This window comes from Hungatella sp. L36 (assembly GCF_014288035.1).
Map to the genome: position 1 here is coordinate 42,919 of NZ_JACOPC010000018.1, position 25,691 is coordinate 68,609.

Annotated in this window: 20 protein-coding genes and 2 pseudogenes; 3 read left to right on the top strand and 19 right to left on the bottom strand. The window is 50.6% G+C overall.

What is annotated here, in order from left to right:
* Positions 1 to 142: 142 nt before the first annotated feature.
* Positions 143 to 3,616 carry an EAL domain-containing protein gene (locus H8S80_RS28660; RefSeq protein ID WP_117633106.1) on the bottom strand — a complete coding sequence of 1,158 codons (3,474 nt, stop codon included), beginning with the start codon at positions 3,614 to 3,616 and terminating at the stop codon, positions 143 to 145.
* Between the two features lie 192 nt (positions 3,617 to 3,808).
* Positions 3,809 to 3,967, bottom strand: a pseudogene (locus tag H8S80_RS34915) (DUF6783 domain-containing protein).
* Here H8S80_RS34915 and H8S80_RS34920 point away from each other — a divergent pair.
* A pseudogene (locus tag H8S80_RS34920) lies at positions 3,905 to 4,036 on the top strand (DUF6783 domain-containing protein); the annotation flags it as partial. The pseudogenes H8S80_RS34915 and H8S80_RS34920 sit on opposite strands and share 63 nt — an antisense overlap.
* Here H8S80_RS34920 and dapF read toward each other — a convergent pair.
* Together dapF and H8S80_RS28670 are read right to left on the bottom strand one after the other, a co-directional pair.
* Positions 4,003 to 4,860, bottom strand: coding sequence for a diaminopimelate epimerase (gene dapF / locus H8S80_RS28665; RefSeq protein WP_117633107.1), 858 nt, complete (start codon positions 4,858 to 4,860; stop codon positions 4,003 to 4,005). The pseudogene H8S80_RS34920 and the gene dapF sit on opposite strands and share 34 nt — an antisense overlap.
* The gene (locus H8S80_RS28670; RefSeq protein WP_117633108.1) at positions 4,857 to 5,882 is read right to left on the bottom strand and encodes a D-alanine--D-alanine ligase family protein; all 1,026 of its coding nucleotides are present in this window, start codon (positions 5,880 to 5,882) and stop codon (positions 4,857 to 4,859) included. Before H8S80_RS28670 ends, dapF begins: the two co-directional genes overlap by 4 nt.
* Before the next feature lie 144 nt (positions 5,883 to 6,026).
* Between H8S80_RS28670 and H8S80_RS28675 the strand changes: the two genes are divergently transcribed.
* Positions 6,027 to 6,866, top strand: a complete 840-nt coding sequence (locus H8S80_RS28675; protein WP_117633109.1) for a helix-turn-helix domain-containing protein — start codon at positions 6,027 to 6,029, stop codon at positions 6,864 to 6,866.
* Positions 6,867 to 6,971: 105 nt separating this feature from the next.
* On the opposite strand, the gene H8S80_RS28680 is transcribed toward H8S80_RS28675, so the two are convergent.
* Positions 6,972 to 7,757 (bottom strand): choline-binding protein, encoded by a 786-nt coding sequence (locus H8S80_RS28680; protein WP_117633110.1) that lies wholly within the window; start codon positions 7,755 to 7,757, stop codon positions 6,972 to 6,974.
* Positions 7,758 to 8,074: 317 nt separating this feature from the next.
* On the opposite strand from H8S80_RS28680, the gene H8S80_RS28685 reads away from it, so the two are divergent.
* Positions 8,075 to 9,127 (top strand): DUF4349 domain-containing protein, encoded by a 1,053-nt coding sequence (locus H8S80_RS28685; protein ID WP_117633111.1) that lies wholly within the window; start codon positions 8,075 to 8,077, stop codon positions 9,125 to 9,127.
* Positions 9,128 to 9,167: 40 nt separating this feature from the next.
* Here the strand turns inward: H8S80_RS28685 and H8S80_RS28690 are convergent, their stop codons facing one another.
* The 14 genes from H8S80_RS28690 to H8S80_RS28755 form a co-directional block, all read right to left on the bottom strand.
* Positions 9,168 to 10,181, bottom strand: coding sequence for a nucleoid-associated protein (locus H8S80_RS28690; RefSeq protein ID WP_110322189.1), 1,014 nt, complete (start codon positions 10,179 to 10,181; stop codon positions 9,168 to 9,170).
* Positions 10,182 to 10,283: 102 nt separating this feature from the next.
* Positions 10,284 to 11,576, bottom strand: coding sequence for an O-antigen polymerase (locus tag H8S80_RS28695; protein WP_002603151.1), 1,293 nt, complete (start codon positions 11,574 to 11,576; stop codon positions 10,284 to 10,286).
* Positions 11,577 to 11,829: 253 nt separating this feature from the next.
* Positions 11,830 to 13,536 carry a phosphoenolpyruvate--protein phosphotransferase gene (gene ptsP, locus H8S80_RS28700; protein ID WP_117633112.1) on the bottom strand — a complete coding sequence of 569 codons (1,707 nt, stop codon included), beginning with the start codon at positions 13,534 to 13,536 and terminating at the stop codon, positions 11,830 to 11,832.
* Between the two features lie 32 nt (positions 13,537 to 13,568).
* Entirely contained in the window at positions 13,569 to 13,832 is a 264-nt protein-coding gene (locus H8S80_RS28705) for an HPr family phosphocarrier protein (protein ID WP_002603149.1), read from the bottom strand.
* A gap of 31 nt (positions 13,833 to 13,863) precedes the next feature.
* Entirely contained in the window at positions 13,864 to 15,204 is a 1,341-nt protein-coding gene (locus H8S80_RS28710) for a CdaR family protein (RefSeq protein WP_187049082.1), read from the bottom strand.
* Entirely contained in the window at positions 15,182 to 16,054 is an 873-nt protein-coding gene (gene cdaA, locus H8S80_RS28715) for a diadenylate cyclase CdaA (RefSeq protein WP_002603147.1), read from the bottom strand. The genes H8S80_RS28710 and cdaA overlap by 23 nt, the downstream gene beginning before the upstream one ends.
* A gap of 30 nt (positions 16,055 to 16,084) precedes the next feature.
* Positions 16,085 to 17,032 (bottom strand): hypothetical protein, encoded by a 948-nt coding sequence (locus tag H8S80_RS28720; protein ID WP_002603146.1) that lies wholly within the window; start codon positions 17,030 to 17,032, stop codon positions 16,085 to 16,087.
* Positions 17,029 to 17,457, bottom strand: a complete 429-nt coding sequence (locus H8S80_RS28725; protein WP_117633114.1) for a hypothetical protein — start codon at positions 17,455 to 17,457, stop codon at positions 17,029 to 17,031. The genes H8S80_RS28720 and H8S80_RS28725 overlap by 4 nt, the downstream gene beginning before the upstream one ends.
* Before the next feature lie 176 nt (positions 17,458 to 17,633).
* The gene (locus H8S80_RS28730; RefSeq protein WP_117633115.1) at positions 17,634 to 18,851 is read right to left on the bottom strand and encodes an ABC transporter permease; all 1,218 of its coding nucleotides are present in this window, start codon (positions 18,849 to 18,851) and stop codon (positions 17,634 to 17,636) included.
* A 17-nt stretch (positions 18,852 to 18,868) separates the two neighbouring features.
* Positions 18,869 to 20,077, bottom strand: coding sequence for an ABC transporter permease (locus tag H8S80_RS28735; protein ID WP_002603143.1), 1,209 nt, complete (start codon positions 20,075 to 20,077; stop codon positions 18,869 to 18,871).
* A complete protein-coding gene (locus tag H8S80_RS28740) occupies positions 20,068 to 20,862 on the bottom strand; it encodes an ABC transporter ATP-binding protein (RefSeq protein WP_117633116.1) in 795 nt (264 codons plus the stop codon). Before H8S80_RS28740 ends, H8S80_RS28735 begins: the two co-directional genes overlap by 10 nt.
* A gap of 13 nt (positions 20,863 to 20,875) precedes the next feature.
* Positions 20,876 to 22,393, bottom strand: coding sequence for an efflux RND transporter periplasmic adaptor subunit (locus H8S80_RS28745; protein WP_002603141.1), 1,518 nt, complete (start codon positions 22,391 to 22,393; stop codon positions 20,876 to 20,878).
* 398 nt (positions 22,394 to 22,791) lie between these two features.
* On the bottom strand, positions 22,792 to 24,474 hold the full coding sequence (locus tag H8S80_RS28750; RefSeq protein ID WP_025531570.1) for a bifunctional diguanylate cyclase/phosphodiesterase: 1,683 nt from the start codon (positions 24,472 to 24,474) through the stop codon (positions 22,792 to 22,794).
* 214 nt (positions 24,475 to 24,688) lie between these two features.
* The gene (locus H8S80_RS28755) at positions 24,689 to 25,420 is read right to left on the bottom strand and encodes a class I SAM-dependent methyltransferase (RefSeq protein ID WP_117633118.1); all 732 of its coding nucleotides are present in this window, start codon (positions 25,418 to 25,420) and stop codon (positions 24,689 to 24,691) included.
* Between the last annotated feature and the right edge of the window lie 271 nt (positions 25,421 to 25,691).

Consider the following 25,691-nt stretch of genomic DNA (forward strand, 5'->3'; position numbering starts at 1 on the left):
TGCATTGCGTAAACTACCTCACCAAGTGCTCATAGTATACCATACCAGGAACTCAAGGTCTATAACAAAAATGAAGAGCCGGGGACAGCTGCAGGCGTCTTTTCACACCTGGCAGTTCCCCGGCTCACGGTCTCATTTCCGGCTAATCCACGATGTCTTCTCCGCAGCGCAGGCAGATGCCTTTCCCTTGGGAAGACGCCGTTTCAAGCGCCTGCTCCGCCTTTTCGTAAAGATCATCAAAGTCTGCGCTTCCGTCCGCGGCCATCACATATCCCGCGTTGATGGAAGGCCGGATCTTTGCCGACTCCAGGGACAGCTCCATCTTCATATCCGCCATCAGCTGTTCCAGCTTCCTGCACATATCCCTGCTCCCGATATTTTTACAGAGCACCAGGATCTCATAGCCGCTGATCCGGCAGACGATATCCTCCTCACGGAAAAAGCGCTTCAGCTTATCCACGCTGTTCACCAGGATCCGTTCCCCGCTCATCTGTCCCAGCGCCTCATTCACCTCTGGAAACCCGTGAAACCGGAACAGTGCCAGCGCGGACGGCTGGCCTCTGCGCCTGGATATCCACTCCTTCATCAGGGGAATCCCCGTCTCCCGGTTATGGAGACCCGTCAGCAGATCCATCGGTGCAGGCCTGCACCGCTCCAGTTCTTCCAATCGTTTTCTGCACTCTTTTATCTCCTGGCGCAATGCCATGATCTCATCGATATCCAGGATGACTCCGTATACAAATGTGGTGCCATTCCAGTGTTTTCGTCTCGCCTGATAGCGGATCCATACATATCCCGCCTTCGTACGCATACGAAATTCCAGGCTGTATACGGTCTGTTCCTCCGCCATAACAGCGGACAGCACCCGGTCCCGGTCACCGGGATGGATGAGCGAAGCCATCTGATTCTGATACTCCTCCTCCAGCTCACGACCGGTAATCCCGAGAATTTCCAGAAAACGCCTGCTGACATAGAGAAGCTCCATGTCCTCCGTCCACCGGCAGCAATGAAAACCGCCCGGAACGCCGGAATCCAGAAACTCCAGTTCGTCGTTCTGCAGCTGAATGGATTCTCCGGCCGTCTTAAGCATCTGGGGCTCAAATGCGCCTTCATCTCCGTTAATATTCAGGACATCCGCGAGAATCCGCTGGGAGGAAGCCAGCCTCTCTTCCTGTCGCTTTACCTTTGTCACGTCGCTGACCGATCCATAGAACAGCCTGTGGTCATCCCTTTCCTTTAAGAAAAAGATGCGCAGGGAGATCCACATCAGCTCTCCGCTCAGCCTGTAGCGCCGTATGATGCCTTCCGATCCCTTCAGCGGATTTCTGCAGGCCGCCTCGAAGAGCTCCAGCACCTTGCCCTGGTCATCCTCGTGTATCTGCGCCATAATAAATTTCCTGCGTTCCTCCAGATCGATGGGATTACAGCCGGTCACCCGGTAATACCCCTCGTTCACAGAAAGCAGCTCGATCTTTTCCCCGCAGACATCGTAAAGGGCCATTCCGCCCAGCATATTATTGAGGATTGCCTCGCTGGTCACATCCTTATTGACAAGGTCCTCCAGGCGGAGTTCCTCCAGCTGATGGGCCTGAATGCCACGGTAATCCACATTCTCTTCATGGAGAAGCAGCGGTTCAAACTGTTCGATCGGCATCGGACGGTAGTAGTAATAGCCCTGCCCGTAGATACAGCCCACATTTCTCAGGAAATCCACCTGCTCCTTTTTCTCCACGCCCTCCGCGATCACCCGCAGCTGCGTCAGCCTCGCCATGCGGACGATGGTCTCCAGGATTCCCATGCCGCGGTTCTGGCTGTACTCGTTCATATCCAGAAATTTCGTGTCGATCTTGATGACATCCACATTTACATCCTTTAACATGTTGAGCGAGGAGTATCCGCTTCCAAAGTCGTCCATAAAGACGGTAAAGCCCGCATTCCGCAGATCGATCACCACCTGGCGAATGAGATTGTAATCCTCGGCGTAGGCGCTTTCCGTGATCTCGATGGCCAGGAGCGCCGGATCGATCTCATACCGGCTCGTAAGCTCTGCAAACGTATTCGTAACGTTCATGGAATAGATATCGATTCTGGAGACATTGACCGCGATCGGAATCGGCTTATGCCCCGCAGCGATCCAGTCGTGAAGCCTTCCGCACACCATATCCCAGACGTAAAGGTCCAGATTGGTAATAAAGCCGTTGCTCTCCAGAAGGGGAATAAATTCTCCCGGCTGTACGATGCCCCTTACGGGATGGTTCCATCTGACCAGCGATTCCAGTCCGATAATCTTTCCCGTCAGCATATTGCACTGGGGCTGGGCGTAGAAGATAAACTCCCGGTTGTCCAGGGCCCTCTGAACCTCCGACAGAAGCACCTGGTCGTCCTCCATCTTCTTTTTCATTCCCGCGTCGTACCGCCCTGTACGGTTTAGGTAATTCCCCTTGACCGTGGAAAGGGCGATGGAGGCTCTGTCATACATCATGCTGACGGATAGATTCCAATCCTCTATCTCATAGACACCGAAGGCTGGAAGGAAGCCGGCGCTTCCCCCGTACTGCTTCACAAAATGCTTAATTCCCCGCTCCAGATTCCCAAGAACCGACTCGTCTCTCGGAATGATGATGGCAAAATCATCGCCGCCCATATAGCCGGCCATGGAATCGCACTGCTTTTCGACTTCTTTTAACTGCTCCGCAATGCTGATCAGGAACCGGTCCCCGGCCTCCTCCCCGAACCATTCGTTAAACAGCTTGAAATGCTCAATATCGATGGCGACCATGCTGAACCTTATGCCGCGCTTTTCCCGGAGAAACTGTTCCGCTCTCTCCAGAAACAGGCCGTACCGGTACAGTCCCGTCATGGAATCCTTCTCTTCCAGCCTGCTTCCGCCTCTGTCCGGGGCCGCAGTCTCCTGCTTCTTCTGCTGATCGATGTCCTGGATAAAGACCATGATAACCGTCTTATCCTGCTCCCCCGTCCGCAGCAGCACGGCGGTCTGGGCCACCCAGCAGTACTCCCCGGACACAAGAAGCTTCCGGAATTCCCCTCTTATGGTGTGGTTTTTTCCGCTCAGGCGCTGTGACAGCGTATCAAAATTCCAGAACTCCAGGAAACGCTCCCGGTCCTCCGGATCAATCATATGATCCGCAACCTCCATACACATGGTATCCAGGCTTCCCTCCATGGCGGGAATCACGTATTTCCCATTCTGATGGAAGAGTATCTTATAGGTATTCTCTGCCAGGTTTAACTCGAACAGCTCTTCATAGACACTGGTCTCCGTCAAATCGTAAAACAGGCTCCTGCTCTGCCTGTCCACAATCTTAAAGAGCATCAGCCAGCACCGCCCGCACCCAGGCCACTCAACCTGTCCCGACGACAATTCAAGCCACTGCCGGTTTACCGCGTCGTAAAACAGAATATGGCTGCAGTCCTCCTTCATGCCCGGACAGCCGCTGCATGGAGAATCTCCATTACAGATTCCCTGATAACAGGTGATCCCTACTCTTAAATTCGGGCAGACAGCCTTTGCTGTTTCATTGAAGTAGACAATCCTGTAATCTTCGTCTATAACATAAATGCCGGTACCTTCTCCAGCCACTGGCAATTGATCCATACGTTCCGCCTCTCTGCCGCAGTCAATACCGCCGGCATTCTATCGCAATTATTATCTATTATAAGCTATGGGAGGGGGTACGTCAACAAAACGAAATTGATGTTGGGCGGGGAAAATTGCGGTACAGAACGAAAAAGCGGGTGAAATTTGCCCGCATACAGATGTATACAGGATACATCCTTGCGTCAAGTTTCACCCGCTTTTCAAGCTGTCAATACCAGAGCGTGTTTGAAAAATCATTCCCGCCATCTGCACGCCCCACTTCGCGGCATATTTGGCCCCAATTCAGTCAGCGTAGCCCACTACGCCTCCTTCATCGGGGCCAAATCTCCCACAAAGTGTGACGCACAGCTGGCAGAAAGCATTTTTCAAACACGCTCCAGGACTCACAGGCTGCGCAGCTGCTCTACCATTTCGTGAGATAAGGTAAATTTACCGACGTAGCCCACGTCTCCGGTCATCAGGACGGAGCCGTCCTCCTCGATTTCCACTTCAAGCACTCCGCCCGGCATGTGGACGTACATCTTGGGATCGGTGAGGCCCATCTTGTAGGCTGCTCCGGCGGCGGCGCAGCCGCTGGTTCCGGATGCGAGGGTATAGCCCGCGCCTCTCTCATAGATCTCGATTTCGATGTTGGTCCTGTCCACCACCCTGAGGAGTTCGGTGTTTACCTTTTCCGGGAAACACTCAGCCGCTTCGGAGTGACGGCCGATGCGGCAGGCCAGATCCTTTGAGATATCGCTCAGCCAGATCACGCAGTGAGGATTGCCGATGGAGACACAGGTCACCCGGTACGGAATGCTGCCGAACATCATCGTTTCATTTAAGACTTCACGCCTCGGACCTGTCATCGGGATTTCGTCGCTCCAGAAGCTTAAATGCCCCATGGAAACCTTGATTCTCGTTCCTTCCTCATTCAGGTAGTGGATCTGCTGTTCCCCGCTTAAGGTATTGACCAAAAAATGATTTTTCTGCACATAGCCCGCATCTTTTAAGTATTTGCCGAATATCCGGACACCGTTTCCGCTTAACTCCGCCTCGCTGCCATCCGGGTTCAAGATCTTCACCGTCATCTTGTCTTCCCCCAGAATCGGGCCAACGAGAAGGCCGTCCGATCCGACGCCAAAATTGCGGTTGCAGATCAGCCGTACCGCCTCCTTTGAGAGCTTTAATTCATTTTTATTCGGATCAAAAATCAGGTAATCGTTTCCGAGTCCATGGTATTTCTCTAACGTAATCTTCATAATGCGGCTCCTTTCCCGTTTTTAACAATTGCTTCGCATAATTCCTGATATGTGATTCCGGCTGCCTCCGCCTCCTGCGGAAGAAGGCTGAAAGGCGTCATACCCGGAAGAGTGTTGGCTTCCAGACAGTAGATGGCGCCGTCTCCATCCATCAGAAAATCGACTCTGGAATAGTATCCCAGTTCCAGGATACGATGAACCGTCAGAGCGGCGGCTTCCAGCCTTGACTCCTGCTTTTCATCGATCCCGGCCGGACAGATCTCTCTGGTCATGCCGGGCTGGTACTTGTTTTTATAATCGTAAAATCCTTTTTCCGGTATGATCTCTATAGCGGGCAGGGCTCTTCCGCCCAGTACGCCTACAGAGAATTCCCGTCCCGTAATCTTTTTCTCCACCAGCACGCGGTCGCCATAGGAAAATGCGGCTTCCAGCGCCGTATGCCATTCTTCTTCCTTGTCTACGATTGTGACTCCCACACTGGAACCGCAGTCCAGAGGCTTTACGACACAGGGCAGGAATTCTGGCTGACTGCATTTTCCCCTTTCTGCAAGATACCAGTCAGGAGTAGCCACTCCGGCCGCCCGCATCAAAATCTTGGAAATATTCTTATCCATTGCCAGTAAGCTTCCCATATAACCGCTGCCCGTATGGGGAATTCCGTACGCCTCCAGTACTGCCTGGATCTGCCCGTTCTCTCCTGTGCTGCCGTGGAGCGCGATAAACACCATGTCCGCCTCCCGACATGCCTCCAGAACGCCAGGGCCAATCAGTGATTTTTTCGCACCGGTCTCTGCTCCGAGCAGCTCTAAGTCAGGGGCTTCCCCGCCGATTTCGTAAGCAAAGCCCAGCCCTTCTTCCCTGGTCCTGTAATGAACCCGCTCCCCTGCCTTAATTCCCAGCCAGGGATCCAGGAAAAAGACTTCATGGCCCCGCTCCATCAGCGCATTGGCAATTAAAGAGCCCGAGGACAGGGACACATCCCGCTCTGGACTGTATCCGCCTGCTAAAACAATAATCTTCATGATAAATTCCCTCTTTTGTCATTCATTCTTTCCCTCTATTATAGCCAGCATTATTTATCATTTCTATCGATATTATGCTGTTTTTATTGCATATTGTGTCTATTGCTGTATAATAGAACCGTTAAGGAAAGGAAACAAGAACTTATGACCGGCTATGAAAAAAGAGGATACCTAAACAGCGACTTTCGGCTGTTCCATTTGACCGATACAAAAAAACAGGATTTTGAATACCACTACCACGATTTCGATAAAATTATCATCTTCATCCGAGGCCGTGTGACATACCGGATCGAAGGCCAGGCGTATGAGCTGCAGCCTTACGATATCGTACTTGTGAGCCATAACGATATTCACAGGCCGGACATCGATCCGTCGGTTCCCTATGAACGGATCATCGTCTACCTCTCCCCCCGCTTCATCACCTCCTACCGGTCCGACACCTACGACTTAAGCGACTGCTTCCATAAGGCGAAGGAGCTGCGTTCCAACGTGCTGCGGATTCATTCGCTGGAGAAGAGCGGACTCTTTAAGACCATCACCGATTTAGAATACGCCTGCGCCCACGATGGATACGCGAAAGAGCTGTACTGCCAGGTGGTATTTCTGGAGTTCATGATCAAATTAAACCGCGCCGCCCTGACCGGACGGGTGGAATACATCTCCCCCGGCACCGGCGACCGCAGAATCTCCGCAGTCATGGAATTCATAGCCGGGCATCTGACAGAGGATCTGACCGTAGATCAAATCGCCGACGCCGCTTATTTAAGCCGCTACCATCTGATGCACCTGTTCAAACAGGCCACCGGCTATACCCTTGGTAATTACATAACCGAAAAACGCCTTTTGCTGGCGCGGGATCTGCTTCGCAGCGGGACGCCCGTTACCAATGTATGCTTTGACTGCGGCTTTAAAAACTATTCTACCTTTTCCAGGGCGTACAAAAAATACTTTGAATCCACCCCCTCCGATGCGAAGAAGACGTAAAACAGGCAGCCTGGATAACAGGCTGCCTGCCAAAAGGGCATACCGCTTCGCCCGTGCGTAATTCTTATCCTGTCATCCGTTTGGAATCCAGCCGTTTGGAATCCATCAGTTTGGAATCTTCATCGTATGGAGAATATCGTCAATCTCCTGCCATCTCGATGGAATAAACACGGTCTCAATCATCAGTACATAGGAGCCGCAGCGTTTGAAATAGACATCGGCAATCCCCTCTTCACTCTGTATTAACGTGATCTTTGCGAACCCCAGATCGTTGAAGGAAGCGCCGATGACATCGCTTTCGCTTCTATAAATATATTTAAAGTAATAGGCCAGTTCCTCATCCGACCAGTTTTCCCCGTCCAGCTCAGACATATTGATAATGGCGGTGACGATGATACTGTTGCCGTCGGGCGCTGATGCCACCATGTCATACTGTGCCTCCTCCGGCAGAGAGACGGTATTCCCCGAAACAGCCTGATAGGAATCCGGCAGTGTAATCTGGTATCCAACCAGCCGGTTCACGTAGGTCGTCCCGTTCCAGCCGTCATTCAGCCGTACCTGCGGCTGTACCCACGCTCCGGAACCGTCAAACGTATAATCGGTTCCCCCGATATTCCGGGTTGTGCCAGAAACCATGGCCCCCGTATTCTCATCAAAATAGTACCATACTCCGGCGCCAGCCTGGAACCAGCCGGTCTTCATAAAGCCGTCCTGCTCCACGTAATACCAGGTTCCCTGGTCCTCTACCCACTGGGCTGCCGCATAGCTGCCGTCATCGTTGTGATACTTCCATCTTCCCTCCTGATTCTCCCAGGTTCCGGCAAATGCCGATGATGCCATTACCACACTGAGCGCCGCGGCAACAACAGCGGTCATCCACTTCTTCCCCATATTATTTCTCCCTTCCCCGCACCGGAACCTTCCGATAATCCCAGCGCGATTCCTTTTTCTATAAGTCTATGGTACCGCCTTTTATATAGACTGTCAAGTATGCATTCTTTCTCTTTTATTTCGTCTTTGCAGATTTGTTTTTCATTTTATCTTAATATTGTTTCCAAACATCTAATATTTTCTTAATCCTTTATTACTTTCGTTGCAATCCATTTTCTGCCATGGTATTCTCTTACTAGGGCGTAGTAGAAAATTGCTTTCTGTCATCTGTACGCCCTGAAACCAAATTTAATCCATTCTCAGGGAGGAGAATTATTATGAAAAAAGTGGTTTCACTTATGATTCCGCTCTTTGCCGCTGTGGTCGGAATCACCGCATGCGGCTCGGGCAGCAAATCTTCAATGGTAGCAGAAACAACGGCGGCTTATACCGAGGCAGCCGCCGAAACCGTGTCAAACACCTCCATGACCTATGACTCTGCATCTCAGAAATCCGAAAGCGGTTCCGGCGGCGAACTGGAGATGGATACGTCAGGTACTCCGCTCCTGCCAGAAGGGCGCAAACTGATCCGCAACATCACGATGCAGGTGGAGACGGAAGAATTCGACAAGATGATCTCCGGCATCAATGCCAAACTGTCTGAAGCAGGGGGGTACATTGAACAGTCCGATATCTCCGGCACCAGCTTGAACTATCGCGGAGAGCCCGTTCCCCGGTACGGCAACATCACCGCACGCATCCCCAACGATAAACTGGACCGTTTCGTGGGCGCAGTCAGTGACAGCGGGAACGTCACCAACAAATCAGAGTCCACGCAGGACGTAACACTCCAGTACAGCGACGTGGAAAGCCGGAAAAAGTCACTGGAGATCGAGCAGGAACGCATCTGGCAGTTTTTGGAGAAGGCCGAGTCCATCGATACGGTCATCACGCTGGAACAGCGGCTCTCTGATATCCGCTACCAGCTGGAATCCATGGAATCCCAGCTTCGCCTCTACGACAATCAGGTGGATTACAGCACCGTCTATTTAAGCATTTCAGAAGTGACGGCCTACACGCCTGTCACACCGGAGACGACCGGAGCACGAATTAAAAACGGGCTCGCAAAGAATTTCGAGTCCATCGTCACAGCCCTGACCAATTTACTGATCCTCTTCATCACCACATGTCCTTTCTGGATTCCGTTAGCCCTACTCGCGGCTATTGTTATTTCCATCGTCCGGCGCCATAACCGGAAGATCGACAGGATCTATGCGGAAGAAAAGGCAAAGAGAGCCGCCGCACAGAAGACCGGGGAATTGCCGGATCAGGGATCGGATAAGGAAGATCGCAAATCGGGTAAGGGATCGGACGAAGATATGGATTCATAAAGAATAAATACATAAATGACAACAAAAAACATAGGGAGCATTACCTGCTGGTAATGCTCCCTATGTTTTTAATCAGCACGGATATGCTCCCATCCGCGTTCGTAATAAATTCCACTGAGTTTCTGTTCTGATATTCCTCCATGGGAATCTTAATCTCGATACCGGTGTCCGTGGTCAGATACTGTTTTTCGAATTTTTTGGTGGTGGATGGATTCTGAGGTGTCACCTGTTTTTCCGAAAGATTGTATTTTTCCATCTTTTCCGTAAATTCTTCCTTCAGTTCCGGTTTTTCGTGGAAAATCTTTTCCGCTACGGTGGGAATGTCGATGCTGCCCTGCTCCGCCAGCTCCTGGCTTAAGATGCTCTTCGCCTCCATGTGGGCTTCCCACTGCTCAGACTCATCATAATATCCCTTCTGCACCTGTTCTACTGCCTTGGTTACGATCGAGAGCTCCGTTTTCGGAGACATGCTGCCGTGGCACTGCAAAAACATCTGGGAGAAGTAATTGGTCTTCACCCCGTTGACCTCATACTTTTTTTCCATCACACGCAGAGAGTAATCATTTAAGTCGATCAGACACGCCTCTGCCAGCTTCTGATTTTCCGCAGGAAGAATGGCGTTCTGCCGGATAATGTCGTTGCAGTTTCCATTTTCCGTATAGTTCGTCATATGAGTATAGGAGGACTTATAGTTCATCTTAAGCAGGGCGATTCCGCACTGCTGTCCCGCGTCGTACCGCACCACCATCAAATCCGCGGACGGAATCTCGATGTTGGAATACATGATGTCAAACAGCTTCTGGGCGATCTCCTGAGACTTCTGGATAAACGTGTCCTCATCCATCTCCGAGACCATCTGGTAAACCGGGGAATCCCCGTCAAACTGACAGGATTTTCCCTCGTCGCTGGTCATGACCCGGTAAATATGGCTTCTCACAAAATCGGAAAAATCGGAACCGTGCTCCAAAAGGCCCCCCGACATCACCGCCGTCCCCACGGTGGAATCCAGAATATGTATGATGACGTGTGTTACTCTGATATCTTCTTTTTCCATTGCTTACTCCTCTTTCTGTAAATATCTGCAATACAAAATTGTTCGAAGGCACTTAGTGCCGGAGAACAGGCGAAAGACACGGGGTTATCCCGCCTCTCAGGATTACCCGTGTCTTCCGTCATTACGCCAGGAGCAGAAGCCCCACAGCAGGCCTGTAATAATCAAATAAAACCAGGTGGCCGGATTGCTGAACCATGTGGTGAAGAAGGACAGCACCAGATACATCGCAAACTGGGCATAAAACAGATAGCCCACCGGATTGCGTATCCGCTTCATCATCCGAACCAGCAGAAATGCGACCGCGCCCAGAATACAGGCAAACAGAACGACGCCGATGATTCCAAAATCATAGAAGGAATCGTAAAACAGCGTGACCGTCGTCAGCTCCTCCTTCGTCACATAGATCGGAAAATCCACCAGGGAGGGAACCAGGAACTTGAGTCCGGTCAGCGCCCACAGTGGGAACAGCATCCGAAGGCCGAAGGTATGGGATGGAAGCCATTCCACCATACAGTTAAAGTTATCGTAGTTATTGGCAATATACATGTAAGGCTGTGTGACAAAGATCGGCATCTCGCTGTTCTTCATCTGGAAGATTCCATTTAAATACGAAACGTCATGGCCTCTCGCAAAGGTCAGCAGCACATAGATGGGGATCATTCCCAGCACAAGGCCTATGGCGTAAGAAATCTTCAGCCGGTTATCCATGGCAATATACGTGAGCACTGCCAGCCCTACAGCCAGAATCAGCTGGAAACGGGACACGCAGAGGACCGGAATCGCACAGGCGATCAGATCCATGAGGATCACCAGCACCATACGCACGCCGTTCCGCCCCTGTTCGATACAGAAATAGAGCACGGACAGCGCCGGCACCAGGACGCATGAAACCGTAAAATAGTGAACTCCCGTGATATGGAAGGTCGAATACGCATGCGGCACGCCCCGTACGAAAAACGGAATGAATCCCAGGATCAGGGCCTCTGCCAGAAACGCACCCAAGGACACCGCGGTAACGATGACCATGGACCAGAACAGCGGCCTCTCATAGCCCTGAAAATTAAACCATCTGGAACGCTGGCCTCCCGACTCTCCCTGAGCCCTCATCAGAAACTCATACATCACCCAAAAGCCTAAAAGCGCCACCAGGAAACAGAGCCATGTGACTATATTCCAGTCCGACGACAGCTCAGACAGCTTCAGACACGCAATCCCCTGTCCTCCAACCCAGAACAGGGAGAAAAGCCCGCGAAGATGAATGATATTCTCCGTCCTCTTATAATCGTACCAGTACAGCCAGACAGCCGCCAGGATGAGAACAAGGCCCGAAAGCCAGTAATACCCCGCCCTCGCAAACAGATAACTGGCTGCGTAACAAATCAGATATACACCCATATTAGTTTGTCTCCTTCATCACAGGAAGGCAGCCGCCAATGCGACAGCTGCCTTCCTTTCAGGATTTTATAATTCGTAAATTCAGCTCGACCCTGCATTGCAGACTGTGAACGCTTCGTTCAACTCCGCAGTGCACCTCGACTCCGCTCCGCTTCGTCTCGGTCGCGGGCATTCGCCCTATGAAAAAGATCAAAGAAAAATCTGCTTATGTGCAGGCACAACGCATATTTTCCTTCGCTCTTTTTCGCACTGCTCACTGCAGTTCGCGCATGTATGCCTCAACTTCGCCCGCTGTCACGAATGACATGGCTTGATCGGCGATGGACTGCAGTTCTGCGATACTGTAGCCTGTGATCAGCTTTCTTGCGTTTAAGACTGCGGAAGCGCTCATACTGAACTCATTTAAGCCAAATGCCAGCAGCAGCGGAATCATCAGCGGATCGCTGGCCGCTTCGCCGCACATGCCTACCATGATGCCCTCCTTGCGGCCGCACTGGATGATGTGGCGGATGCTGCGGAGTACGGCCGGGTTTAACGGGGAGTAAAGGTAGGATACCTTGTCATTTCCTCTGTCTACCGACATGGTGTACTGTGTTAAGTCATTTGTTCCAATGCTGAAGAAATCCACTTCCTTCGCGAACGCATCGGCCATTAAGGACGCGGCTGCGGTCTCCACCATGATACCCACCTGGATATCTCTCTTATAGGCGATTCCCTTTAAATCAAGCTCTGCCTTCACTTCTTCGATCATCGCCTTCGCTTCCCGGAATTCCTCCAGGCATGTTACCATCGGAACCATGATCTTAATATTGCCGAACGCACTAGCGCGCAGAAGCGCACGAAGCTGCGGTCCGTATACATCTTCCCTGCGGTCCAGGCAGAATCGGATGGCCCGGTAGCCCAGAAATGGATTTTCATCTTTCTTTAATCCCATATATGGAATCTCTTTGTCGCCGCCGATATCCAGTGTACGGATAATCACAGGCTTGCCGTTCATGGCAATGGCTACCTTCTGATACGCCTCGAACTGCTCGTCCTCAGTCGGCATGGAATTCCGGTCCATAAACAGGAATTCTGTACGGAACAGGCCAATGCCTTCCGCGTCGTACTGAAGAACCTTGTCCACATCTTCGGGTTTGCCGATGTTGGCCACCAGTTCGATGGTCACGCCATCCTTCGTTACAGTTGGCTTGCCGATGTACTGGTCCAGTTCCTTCTTTTCTTTTAAATAAGCGGTTCTCTTTGTCTCATATTCCGCAGTGACCGTTTCCTCCGGATTCACGAATACGATTCCTTCCGATCCGTCCAGAACCACAGTATCTCCGTCTTTTACATTTTTTAAAAAACCCTCTACCGCAACTACCGCCGGGATCTCCAGGGCTCTTGCCAGAATCGCGCTGTGAGAGGTCTTTCCGCCTAATTCCGTTACGATACCACATACATTGTCCGGATTGATACCGGCCGTCATGGATGGGGTTAAATCCTTTGCAACGATGATGCTGCCAGCCGGCAGTGAGGCGATATCCACGGAACTGACCCCGAGTAATATCTTCTGCATACGTGTCTTGATATCACGCATATCGGTTGCTCTCTGCTGCATCAGCTCGTCTCCCATGGACGCGAACATATCGGCATACATGTTGCAGACATTCTCGATCGCATATTCACTGCACGCATTCTCCCCTGCGATCGTGTTCTCAATCTCGCCTGTCAGCATCGGATCAGAAAGAAGCATTAAATGGCCGTTTAAAATCTCGGCCTCCTTCTCTCCCACTCTCGTAGCCAGATCCTTAGCCAGAGCATCCGTCTCCTCCATCGCCTGATTTAGGGCCGCATGAAAACGTTCCTTCTCAGCTGCTGCATCGGAGATCGTCTCCTTCTTAATCACCAGTTCTGTCTCTTCCACGATAGCGGCTTTCCCAATGCCGATACCTGCAGATGCGCTTGTTCCTTTCATCATAACAAGACCTCCTTATTAATTATAAAATAGATTTATTCGCCCAGTCCGTCTTCGACAGCCTGAACCATGGCAGCCAGAGCCTCTTTTTCGTCCACTCCCTCACAGACGAATTCAATCTCATCGCCGCTTTTTACGCAGGCGCCCAATACACTGAGCACGCTCTTTGCATTGGCGGTGGTATTCTTAAAACGAAAATTCACCGAAGACTTGAAGTTCATAGCTTCCTTACAAAGAATCCCCGCCGGCCGTAAATGCAGGCCGGTAGGATTCTTTATGACAACTTTAGCACTGACCATATTCTATCCCTCCACACATCGTTACTGATTCTTATTCTGCTGCTTTTTTTGAAGTACCGGCGGTTGCTGCTTCATCCGTCTCCTGGTCAGCTGTCGTCTGTCCAGGGCCTTCACTCTCATCCTCGTTATCAGAGACAACCGTCACTTCAAAGTCAGAATAATTCACCACTTCAAACCCTTCTCCCACCTCGAAGGTAAGCTTACCTGCATGGGTTCCAGGCTCCAGGCCGGTCATATCGAGCGCGGCATTCATATCCCTGATATCCAGTGTATCCAACTCCTCCTTCAGCCCCCTGACCGTCACATCTACGCTGTCCTTGCTGAAGGTATACTCATAATCAGGGTCTGAACCACTGCTGGCTAAATCGGCCAGCTTAAGAGTGTAGGACTTTGTCGTCAGTGGTTCTACCTTTAAGGTAACCGTCACCTGGCTCTGGGCATTCGGTGCGATCGTCGTGCTCGGAGGCAGATAATCGTTCAGATCAAGATGGATCACCTTGTCTGTAGTCGCTCCGTCGATGGTAAGCTTGTCATCGACAACAGATAGCGCATTGACAGACGCCAGCACTGACTTCGTCGCAACCACGGGAACGGATTTCAAGTCGCTCTCCACTCCTGTGAACCGGTAGCCGGGGGCCACGGTTCCCTTCACTTCGAAATTCAGTGTCAGTTCCTTGGCCTTCAGGATCGCCATGTTATAATGGATGCTTTCCGGAGTAATCGTCAGTTCGTCTCCGAGATCCGTCAGTTCTTTATCGTTCGCGTCATAGCATTTGGGCGTTACGTAGCCGTCTAAGTCCGCATTGGCACCTTCCCGGTTAATCTCAATGCCGATCGACGCAATCTTGCCAATCACGGATTCCGGCGCGCGCGCCACCACGTAATCGGAGGACAGAGTAGTAATTCCTGACGCGTAACCGTCTTCCACCTCTCCTACGTAATTCACCTTTAAGTCGAACTTCTTATTCTGCATGGCTTCCGTTTTCACATGGAGAACCATTGGCTTCGCCGTCACTTCCCCGTTTCTGATCAGGGATACCTTGTTTTTGTTGACCTCTATGGTGACCGGCACCGCGCCTGTCACATCGTTATAGTCCTTTAAATCAATATACGCGCTGAAATCGGATTCCCGAAACAGCGAGCTGTTTCTCGTGTTTACCTGGTAACTCACCGTAACGCTGTCCTTGCCGATAATTTCATACGTCAGATTGGCATTATCCAGGATCTCCTCATTACGGACATCCACCGGAATTGTAAACGGCTGTCCGGAAACAACGGGATTGGAAATATTAACAATCGCCATCCAGATAACAAAGGCAAGAACGAGAGAAACGACTTTCAGGCCGAGATTATTTAGCAACTTTTCCTTCATTTTTCCGCCTTCCCTTCAATATCTTAAATCTGCTGCCTTCTCCTTCCACGTGTTTGATATCCATAAGCAGTTCCCGCAGCGCATCCGCGTCAACCGCGCGCTTTAAGCCGCCTTCCGAAGCGACAGAGACACGCCCCGTCTCCTCAGACACCACGATGGTCAGACTGTCTGTTACCTCGCTGACGCCGACCGCGGCACGGTGCCTCGTTCCCAGTTCCTTGCTGATAGACATGTTGTCGGACAGCGGTAAGTAGCATGTCGCAGCCGCCACCCGGTTACCGTGTATGACCACCGCCCCATCGTGGAGTGGTGTGTTGTGTTCGAATATATTAATCAGAAGCTGGCTTGACACCAGACCGTTTATTTCAATGCCGGTTCGTTCGATCTCCTTTAAGGAGTCGCCGCGCTCAATCACCATGAGCGCTCCCGTCTTTACCTTGGCCATCTCGAAAGTAGCTTTCACCAGCTCGTTGATCGTCCGGTCGGTAAATGCGGAATTGTCCTTTCCGTCATCAAAGGTAAGAATTCCTGTAAGCGGGTTTCTGCTTCCCAGCTGTTCCAGCGCCTTTCGAAGCTCCGGCTGGAAGATCACGATCGCCATCGTCACTGCCGGCGTCGCTATCGTATTTAAAATCCACTTGATATTATCAAGACGGAAGATATAGGTCAGCACATAGAAAAACAGTATTAACAGAATTCCTTTTAAGAGAGTCCAGGCTCTCGTATTCATAATCCAGACAAGCAGCTCATAAAGCAGTATCGCTATGATAATAATCTCAACGAGATTCGTCTTGGTTATCCTTGGTAAGAAGGAAACCCAGGAATATAATCCATCTATAATATCTGCCACGAAAGTCCACCTCCCTTTTTCCAGTTTCGCCTAACGCTGTGGTCTCTGGAGTTTTCTGGCATTTATTTTTTGAACCTTTACGTCGGGCGTGCTCACCGTCATCTTCGGCACCGCCTTCACGTAATAATAATAATCGTCATCCTCAAACTGAACGTATTCGGTCCGCGAATAATCCACTGCGAAGACGAAAAACGTATAAATCCCCGACAGGATTAAAGAAACCACCACTCCTATAATGAGCTCACTTACCGGAACTGATACATCCATGGTAATATCTCCGATAAAAATCACCACCAGCTGGGCGATGGTTCCCGCCACAATAGCGATGATCCAGGAGTAGTCGAAAGACATATTCTTAAGAATGAACACTACAATGATCGCAGCCGCAAAAGCCGCAATCAGCACTAACATCAGCTTATTGCCGAAGAGGCTCTTCACGATCTGGGAAAAGCGCTGCATCATATCGGCTGATATCTCATTGGTCAGAACCCCCGCGTTCTGTTTGACATACAGAAGCGTATAATAGATAAAAATGCCGCAGCCCACCGGAATCACGGAAATCATGCCGCCTGAAAGGCCGACAATCAGTGGAATCGCGTACGGAATCTTCAGTACGAAAAAGATCGGTGTGAGGATCAGAAGGCAGCTGTCACCGGGATGGAAACCGTAGTATAAAAGTGCAACCACCAGGACAAACACCGCCATAACCAGTGTAACCTCAAAGGATACCGCCCATAAGTGGGCCAGCATAAACGCCGCAGCCAGAAAGCTGATCGCGCTGTATGGCAGAAACGAGCACGCCAGCGCCAGCACCAGAGGAACGAGCGGATTCGTGAGTTTTGCCATGAAACCGATATTCCGGTTCATCAGCCAGAACGCAAGGTAACTGTATACAAACTTGATTACCGGCGTGATATAAATGTCAAACTTTGCATAAAATTCCTTTAATCGTTCCTTGAAAACAAGAAGACTCATCATTGGGTCCGTCCTCCTTTAGTCCGCGTTCCGGGTCTGGAATTACCTTCATACCGTTTGTCCAGCCTTTTCAGTTTTGCCATATAGACCTTCATCCCGCGGCTTGCGTAATCGTATCGCCTCGCATAAATGCACAGGCTTATGATGAGGTAGACCACCAGTCCGGCCAGATAGATCGCTCCCACCTTCATTCCCAGTTCAATGAGGCTCTCGATCCACATGACATTCAGCCACTTCTCAATATCGCAGAGCACCCACAAGACAATGCCCAAAAGGAAACTCAGGGTATAACTGAAAAAGGAACGCAGCAGTTTGCTGCTGATATAATCACTTTTAAAATACCGGTTTACGGGAAATATCCTGTTCCCCTCTTTTTTCTCGAACATGGCGAGGTTCGTCATGATTTTGATTTTTTCTTCACTCAGCATAGGCTCTCCTCAATACACCATAACATATCATCTTATTATAGCATAGAACTTTTTACTTGGCGAGACCCATCTGGAGATTTTTATAATTTTGTAAAGTTCAAAACCGGGGATACCCCTGTAAAATACAGGAAAATCCCCGGCCACATACACATATTTCTTCATGATTCCGAAATCTTTTATTCGTACCGCAGCGCGTCGATCGGGTCTTTTTTCGCCGCCTTTGACGCCGGATACAGGCCAAAGAACAGGCCGACCAGAGCGGAAAATCCAACCGCCACGACAACGACCTGGGGCTTCACTACCACGGAAATCCCGAACATCGCGCCGCCGCCCATGACCAGCCCCGCGCCGATCACCACGCCGAGAATGCCTCCCAATGCGGACAGAATCGCGGATTCCGTCAAAAACTGTATCATAACATCCCGCGTCTTCGCCCCAAGAGCCTTTCTGATTCCGATTTCTCTGGTTCTTTCCGTTACGGACACCAGCATGATATTCATGATTCCGATTCCTCCGACCAGCAGAGAAATGGCCGCTATCCCGCCTACAGCGGCGGACAGGCTGCTCATCATGCTGTCGTTCCCCTTCATCTCGTCGAGTGCAGAATAAAATGTCACATCCGCCGGCTGCCGGTCCTTAAGCCTTGCAAGATAAGGGACCATACGCCCGGACAGTTCGTTCATATCCGTCCCCTCCTTCGCATAAAAGTTCAGCTGGTACAGATAATCGTTAGGCCACGAAAGGATCGTGTACGGGATAAATCCCTCCTTCGTCTGCCCCGGCATCATGGACATCATCATCGTTTCAAACGGTGTCATCTCTTTTTTATAGACTCCGACTACATTATAATCGTCTGTCTCGCCGTAGACCGTGGTCCGCAGCGTCTTGCCAACAGCATTTTCCGTTCCGAAGAGCTCCAGCGCGCCCTGCACTTCCAGAACCACATTCTTTTTGCGCCCCTTGATATCAGCCTCATTTAAATTCCGTCCGTATAAAATGTTGATCTTCTGTACGTCAGGATAATTGTAATCGATACCCTGGAACTGGAATTTCACTTTTTTCCGGCCAAACAGCGCTTCACTGCTGTAGTAGGCGTTGGTATCCATATACTCAATATCGTCATGAAATACTTCTTTAATCCGTTCCATTTGCTCTAAATTAAAGTAATCGCTGTCCCGCATATCTCCGCCGTCGGATGGCCAGATATAGATGATCGCCCGCGTCATACCCACATTGGCATATAAATCGGCCACCATGGAACGCATGGTATCACCGATGGACACGATCGCAATCACCGAGCCGATCCCGATGATAATTCCCAGCATGGTGAGAAAGGAACGCATCTTATTCGCTTTGATGGCATGCAGTGCCATAAACATATTTTCAAGCAGCATGATGGTCTCTCCCTTCCCTATTCATAGCGCAGCGCATCGATAGGATCGGCCTTTGCCGCCTTGGATGCCGGATACAGGCCAAAGAAGATTCCAACCAGGGCGGAAAATCCGACCGCCACAATGATTACGGACACCTTCACAACAGGGACCATCCCCATGGCGCTTCCGCCGATCATGACAATCCCCACTCCCAGCAGAATTCCGATCACGCCTCCGCAGGCCGACATGAGCGCCGACTCTGTCAAAAACTGCATCATGATATCGCCGGTACGGGCCCCCAGAGCCTTCCTGATTCCGATCTCCCGGGTACGCTCCGTCACGGATACCATCATGATATTCATGATACCGATACCGCCTACCAGCAGGGAAATCGCTGCAATGCCGCCTACCGCGGCAGACATTCCGCCGAGCACGCTGTCCACACTTCCCATCTGTTCCACGACAGACTGGGTCATGATATCCGTTACCGGCCTTCCTTTTATCTTTGCAACGTAGCGGGCAATCTCAGGCAGAAATGTCTTCATGTCCACGCCGTCCTTCACATAGAAGTTCAAATCCTGAAAATAATCGCTGGGACGGGTGAGAATCGTATAAGGCATAAAGCCCGACTGCGTCTGGCCGTTCCCCATCATCATCGCCTCCAGAGGCGACAAATCCTTGCGGTAGACACCTACCACCGTATATTCCTCGGTGGTTTTATTGATTGTCATGCGGAACGTTTTGCCGACACAGTTGGCTGTCCCGAACAGCTGCTCTGCACCCTTGTCTTCCAGTACGACATTATTCCTGCGCCCTCTTACATCGGCCTCGCTCAATTCACGGCCGTAAATAATGTTCGTGGGCTGCACCTTTGTATAATTGTAATCAATCCCCTGGAACTCGTATTTTACCTTGTTTCTTCCATAAACTGCCTCGGTACTGGCATAGGCGTCGCTGTCCATATAAGAGATCTTGTCATGAAACACTTCCTTCGCCCGGTCCAGTTCGTCCAGGGTGAAGTAATCGCTCATTCGAAAATCATCGACACGCCAGGATACCATCACGATCGCCCGGTTCACACCTATGTTTTTATAGGCATCCGCGTAGAGGGACCGCATGCTGTCACCGACGGAAACGATGGCGATCACCGACGCGATACCGATGATGATTCCCAGCATGGTAAGGAAAGAGCGCATCTTGTTAGACCGGATGGCGTGGAGCGCCATGGTCATATTTTCTAGCAGCATGGCGTCCCTTCTTTCTTCACTTTAACTGCTTCCTCTTCCGTAAGCTCCTTCGGAACATTTCTCTTATCGCTCACCACCTGGCCATCCCGGAACCGGATAATCCGCTCCGTGAATGCGGCGATGTCTTCCTCATGGGTAACCACAACGACCGTGGCGCCTTCCTTGTGCAGCTTGGAAAACAGCTCCATGATCTCCACGGAAGACGCAGTGTCTAAGTTACCGGTCGGCTCATCTGCCAGAATCAGCGGCGGTTCATTGGCCAGTGCCCTGGCGATGGCGACTCTCTGCCGCTGTCCGCCGGAGAGTTCGTTCGGCATGTGTTCATACCGCTCTCCCAGGCCCACGCGCTCCAGAAGCTCCAGCGCGCGCTGTTCCCGCATTTTCTTGGATTTATGGGCATACGTCATGGGCAGTTCTACGTTCTTCAGTGCCGATGTTCTCGAAATCAGGTTAAAGGACTGAAATACGAAGCCGATCTTTCTGTTCCGGATCGCAGACAGCGCGTCGGGACTCATGTCGGCCGTATCGATTCCATCCAGGTAGTAATGGCCCATGGTCGGGCGGTCCAGACACCCCAGAATGTTCATCAGGGTGGATTTTCCGGATCCGGACTGTCCCATGATCGCCACAAATTCTCCCCGCTTAATGGTCAGATTGATTCGTTTCAGGCCCAGAACCTTGATGGAACCGGTGTCGTATATCTTCACCATATCCACCAGCCGGATCAGGTCATCCGATACATTCTCGGTCATGTAGGAAGGAAGCCTTTTTTCCCTTTTCCACATATTGCTTCCTCCTTTACTGTGCGGCCGGAACAGCTACAACGGTCATGCCGTCTGTAAGATTTGCCGCCGGTGTCTCAACGATCTGCATTCCCTCGGTCAGTTTCCCTTCTTCCGCCGGGATCACTTCCACCTGAATATCACTCTCAACTCCAGTGGTCACAGGGATCATATGGGCGATGTTGTCTTCTATCGTTACAATTGCGGTGCTGCCATCCGGCTGCTGAAGCAGAGCGGAAACCGGAACGACCCACGCATCCTCTGCCTTCTGCAGTTCGATCTTTGCCTTCGCTGTAATGCCTGCAATCAACCGTGTATTCTGGTCAATAATGCGGACCGTCGTCGGGATCACACGCTCCGTGGAACCGTTTCCTTTTTCCTCACCGGTCGGGGAAATGGCTGTCACCTCGCCCTTCACAGCCTCGCCGTTTAAGATATCTGCGCTGATCTCTACCGGCTGGCCGATCTGGACTTTGCCGATGGAATACTCGCTGACATTGATCTTCATCTCCAGAACGTCCAGATTCTCGATAATGAACATCGGCTTGTCGTCATCGGTCTTATCCGCAAAACGGCCTACCTTACAGTTGACCCGGACCACCGTACCGGCGATCGGGCTGGTCACACGCGTATTTTCCAGCAGTTCCTTCTTCTGGTCCAGTTCGAAAGCTGCGTTCTCAATCTGAAGGGAATACGATTCATTGGCCACCGGTCTGCCGTCTTTTAATGTAAATGTCTTTAAATCGCGCTGTGCGTTGTTCAGTGCGTCGGAAGCGGTCTCCAGCTCCAGCTGTGAGGCGCTTCCTGACTGGAACAGCACATTTGTTCTGTCGTAATTGGCCTTGGCGGCATCGTAATCCTGCTTTGCCTTGGCATAGCCGTTCTCAGCCTCGATCTGTTTCTCATTATATGTAGTAACTGCAAGGTCATAAGCATTCTGAGCGATATCAACCTCTTTTTTCGCATCCTTCTCATCCAGAGTGGCGAGCAGCTGATCCTTTTCCACACGATCTCCCTCTTTTACCGGGATCTCCAGAATCTCTGCGTGTAAATTGGATACCACCTCCACACTGTCCGTTCCCTCGACAGGACCGCTGACGGAAAGCATCTCCACCACTTCGCCCCTGGTCAGAGGGAATGTGGATGCCATCATCTGGGGCGCCTTGCCACCGCCCATCACCTTGGAGGCTCCGAAAATAACCACCACCGCGATGGCGACGCCAACGAGGACTTTTTTCTTGCCGCTCCATTTTTTACGGCGTCCTCTTTCTCCGTTTTTCTTCTTCTTTTTTTTCTTCTTGCCGGAAGTGTCTTCTTCCATGAGCTCTTTCAGTTCTTCATTAAAATCCTCGTCGCTCATCGGATCTTCCATCACCGGTACAGGCTTCGCCCCGCCCCTCCGGCTGCGCTCCGGCTGAACGGTTTTCTCTTCCGCTGCAAAGGCCTCAGCATCGGCCACGACATCATCCATCTTTACCTGGATATCGTCCGCCTCTTTACCGTCTATTTCCACGTGGTTGAATTCGTCTTTCATACGTCTCTTTCCTCCTGATTAATATCTCGCTCCATTCTCCCCCATTATAATGGCATCTCATAATCTTTTACAACAATAAATTCTTATAATTTTCTAAAGTTTTTACCAAATTTACCATTATTTTCGTAAAATAAGTTTTTATTGTACCGATAAAAAAAGAAGAGACCTGCCAGCGGCCCCCTCTTTCTTACCGTTCGTTATTTCAATCCACATTCTGAGTTCAGAATACAAAACCCAGATTGGCATAGTAGCTATGCTGCCATTTTATCCGGTTGCCGGATTGTTTTGACCTCATGTCAGTGGGGGAAATCTGCCCGCCACTGCCGCTGAGTTTGTTTTTGCGATTCATCTCCCACCTATAGAGGCTGGGAGAATTCTCGTTGATTTTGTTAAATAAATCACACATCCCAGAATTTCTTTTCAAAGTCCTCCTGAAGCAAAGGTTTTGATATGTAATATCCCTGAATGCAGTCGGCCTCCAGGGAACAGACCGTGTCCAGCTCATTCTTCCGTTCCACGCCTTCCACACATACGGAAATCCCCACTCTGTGGCAGAGCTGGATGACCGAACCGATAAATGACCGGTTAAATTCATTCTCTTCATCCCCGATGGCGGTGATAAACAGGCGGTCGATCTTCACGATATCAGCCGGTGACTGGGACAGCATGCCCAGAGAAGAGTATCCGGTTCCGAAATCGTCCATGGCAATCTGTATATTCAAATTCCGCAGAAGCTTAAAGGCTTCTTTTAACGCCTCCATATCCGTGACGAAACAGCTCTCCGTCAGTTCCAGCACGATGTGGGCGGGCGGAAGATCATATTGATTCAGAATCTGTCTCACGAAATCGATAAACGACTCGTCGAGCATCTGCAGATAGGAAATATTTACATTCATAATAAAATCAGGCTGATAGCGGAGCCACTTTTTGCAGGTTCGCACCGCCTCCTCCAGAACCCATTTTCCGACCGGAACAATCAGGCCGCAGGCTTCCAGAAGCGGTATGAATTCAACCGGCGAAACCACTCCGTAAGACTCGCAGGACCACCGAAGCAGTGCCTCGGCACCAGAGACCCGCAGCGTCTCCGAATGCACAAACGGCTGATAGACAAGGTGAAACGATTCCATCCCGTTCATCACACTGAGCTGAAGACGGCTGGAAAGCTCCAGCGCGCGTCTTCTGGTGTGCATCATATCCTGGGAAAAGAACGTGACCGTATTCTTTCCATTCTGTTTGGACACCTCGAGAGCGCTTAATGCGCAGGTCAGAAGCTCCTGATAGCCGCTGCCGTCTTTTCCCATTATGGCTACGCCGACGGACACCGTAAGAAAATACGAACTGTCGTCGATCTTATGGGGCCGGTTGCAGTATGCGTGTATCTTCTGGTACAGCGCCCGCAGTTCCTCTTCGCCCGCGCCGGGATAAACGATGGCGAACTCATCGCCGTCAAAGCGGTACATGGCTGCCTCGGAGGGCAGAAGCTGCTGAACGCTCTGCGCAAACTGGCGCAGCACGGCGTCACCAAAGATGTGGCTGTTTAAATCATTGATTCTCACGAAATCGTCCAGTCCCAGGAGCAGGATACCGCCTTCTTCGTTTTCCTCATTTTCAAAAATCCGGCCGACTTCCTTCTCACACTCCCGGTTGGTAAACAGCCCTGTCGTATAGTCAATCTTGCCCTTGCTGCCGAGATCCGTGACCACTCCGGCAAAAATAACAGGCTCGCCCTCATCATTTCTCTTCAGTACCCCGCGGCAGCATACCCAGACATACTCTCCCTTTCGGTTAAGCACCTGGTATTCCACGTCGTGCACATCGGTCTCACCGTTCAGCATCGCCTCGATCGATCTGGAATACCGCTTGAAGTCTTTAGGGTTGATCAGATTCCCCCATACGGAAACGAGTCCCGGCACCAGTCTTCCTTCCAGCTCGAAATCTTTCTGCATATTCGGGGATACCAATGCGACATCAGTCTTCATGTTAATAATATAAATATAATTATCCGTGCTTCTGACCAGAGCGCTGTAAAACATGCCGGCATCTGCGCCAAACTCGGCAAAAAGTTCATCCTCTGAAGTCATTGTTTCCCCTTCTTCCTGTGTACGGTTTCCTTATATGATTTCTTTATGATTATACTGTGTGGTGTTCTCAATGATGTTTTCTATTTATAATGTTTTCTGTGGAATTCTTCCTTCCCGCGTTCTTCAATACATTGTACTATAATAGATACAATACAGACTGTCAAGAAAAATGTCTGCCACTTAAGCAGAGATTTTTACAGTTTACAGGCTGTTTTTACTTTTTCTGCGCTGCTATAATCAGCATCATCGGCCGCCTCATCTCGTCCTTCATCCCCGGAATGTCCATCATCTTTTCCGGCGGCTGCGGTTCGATAATATTCTTAAACGCGAATCCGTTGACCAGCAGTGTATTCAAATATGTGGTCAGTGTCCGGTGGTATTTGGTCACGTGTTCGCCAAGGAATACTGCATCCCGCTCACCTTCATAATAGTAGCGGTCCACCGGGAAATGAAGTATCCTGCCCTCTTCATCATAGCACCAGTCCTGATCCCCGCGCGAGGTGAACACCGGGTGCTCCACGGAAAATACGAATGCTCCCTCCGGAGCCAGCCAGCTGCCTATCTTTCGGACAAGCGTCTCGAAGTCTCTGACGTAATGAAACGCCAGTGAGCTGATCACGACGTCAAAGGATCCGGCCGGAAAATCCAGGTCCTCCATGGCACTGCAGCGGTATTCAACCGCCTCATGGCTGTTTTTCTGCTTCGCGGCGGCCAGCATCTTCTCGGAAATGTCTGTTCCCAGGACGTATTGCGCTCCATTCTGAGCGGCATACAGACAGTGCCAGCCATATCCACAGCCCAGATCCAGGACCCGTCTGCCGTTAAATTCAGGGAGAACTTTCTGTAACTCAGACCACTCACCGGCCCCTTTTAAGCCCTGCTTCGAGCGGTCCATCTCGCTGTACTTCTTAAAAAACGACTCATCATCGTATTTATTTTCCTTCACAGTCCGGTTTCCTGCCTTTCTGCCATGCTGTCTTTTTTGTCCCGGTCTGTTTTATAGGGATCCGGGACATCCTATGGTTGCTTTATTTTACCATAATTGTAATAATTTTACTATCAAAAGATTTTTCTGCCTAGCTGTGATCTTTTTATAAGCTTCCACTCTTCTTACCGGTCTTTTAATAGAAGAAAATAAAAAAAGAGGTGCCTGAAAAGCCAGTATCAGACCTTAAAATGCATCTGTTTCTGACTTCCGGGCCTCTCTCATAAATCTT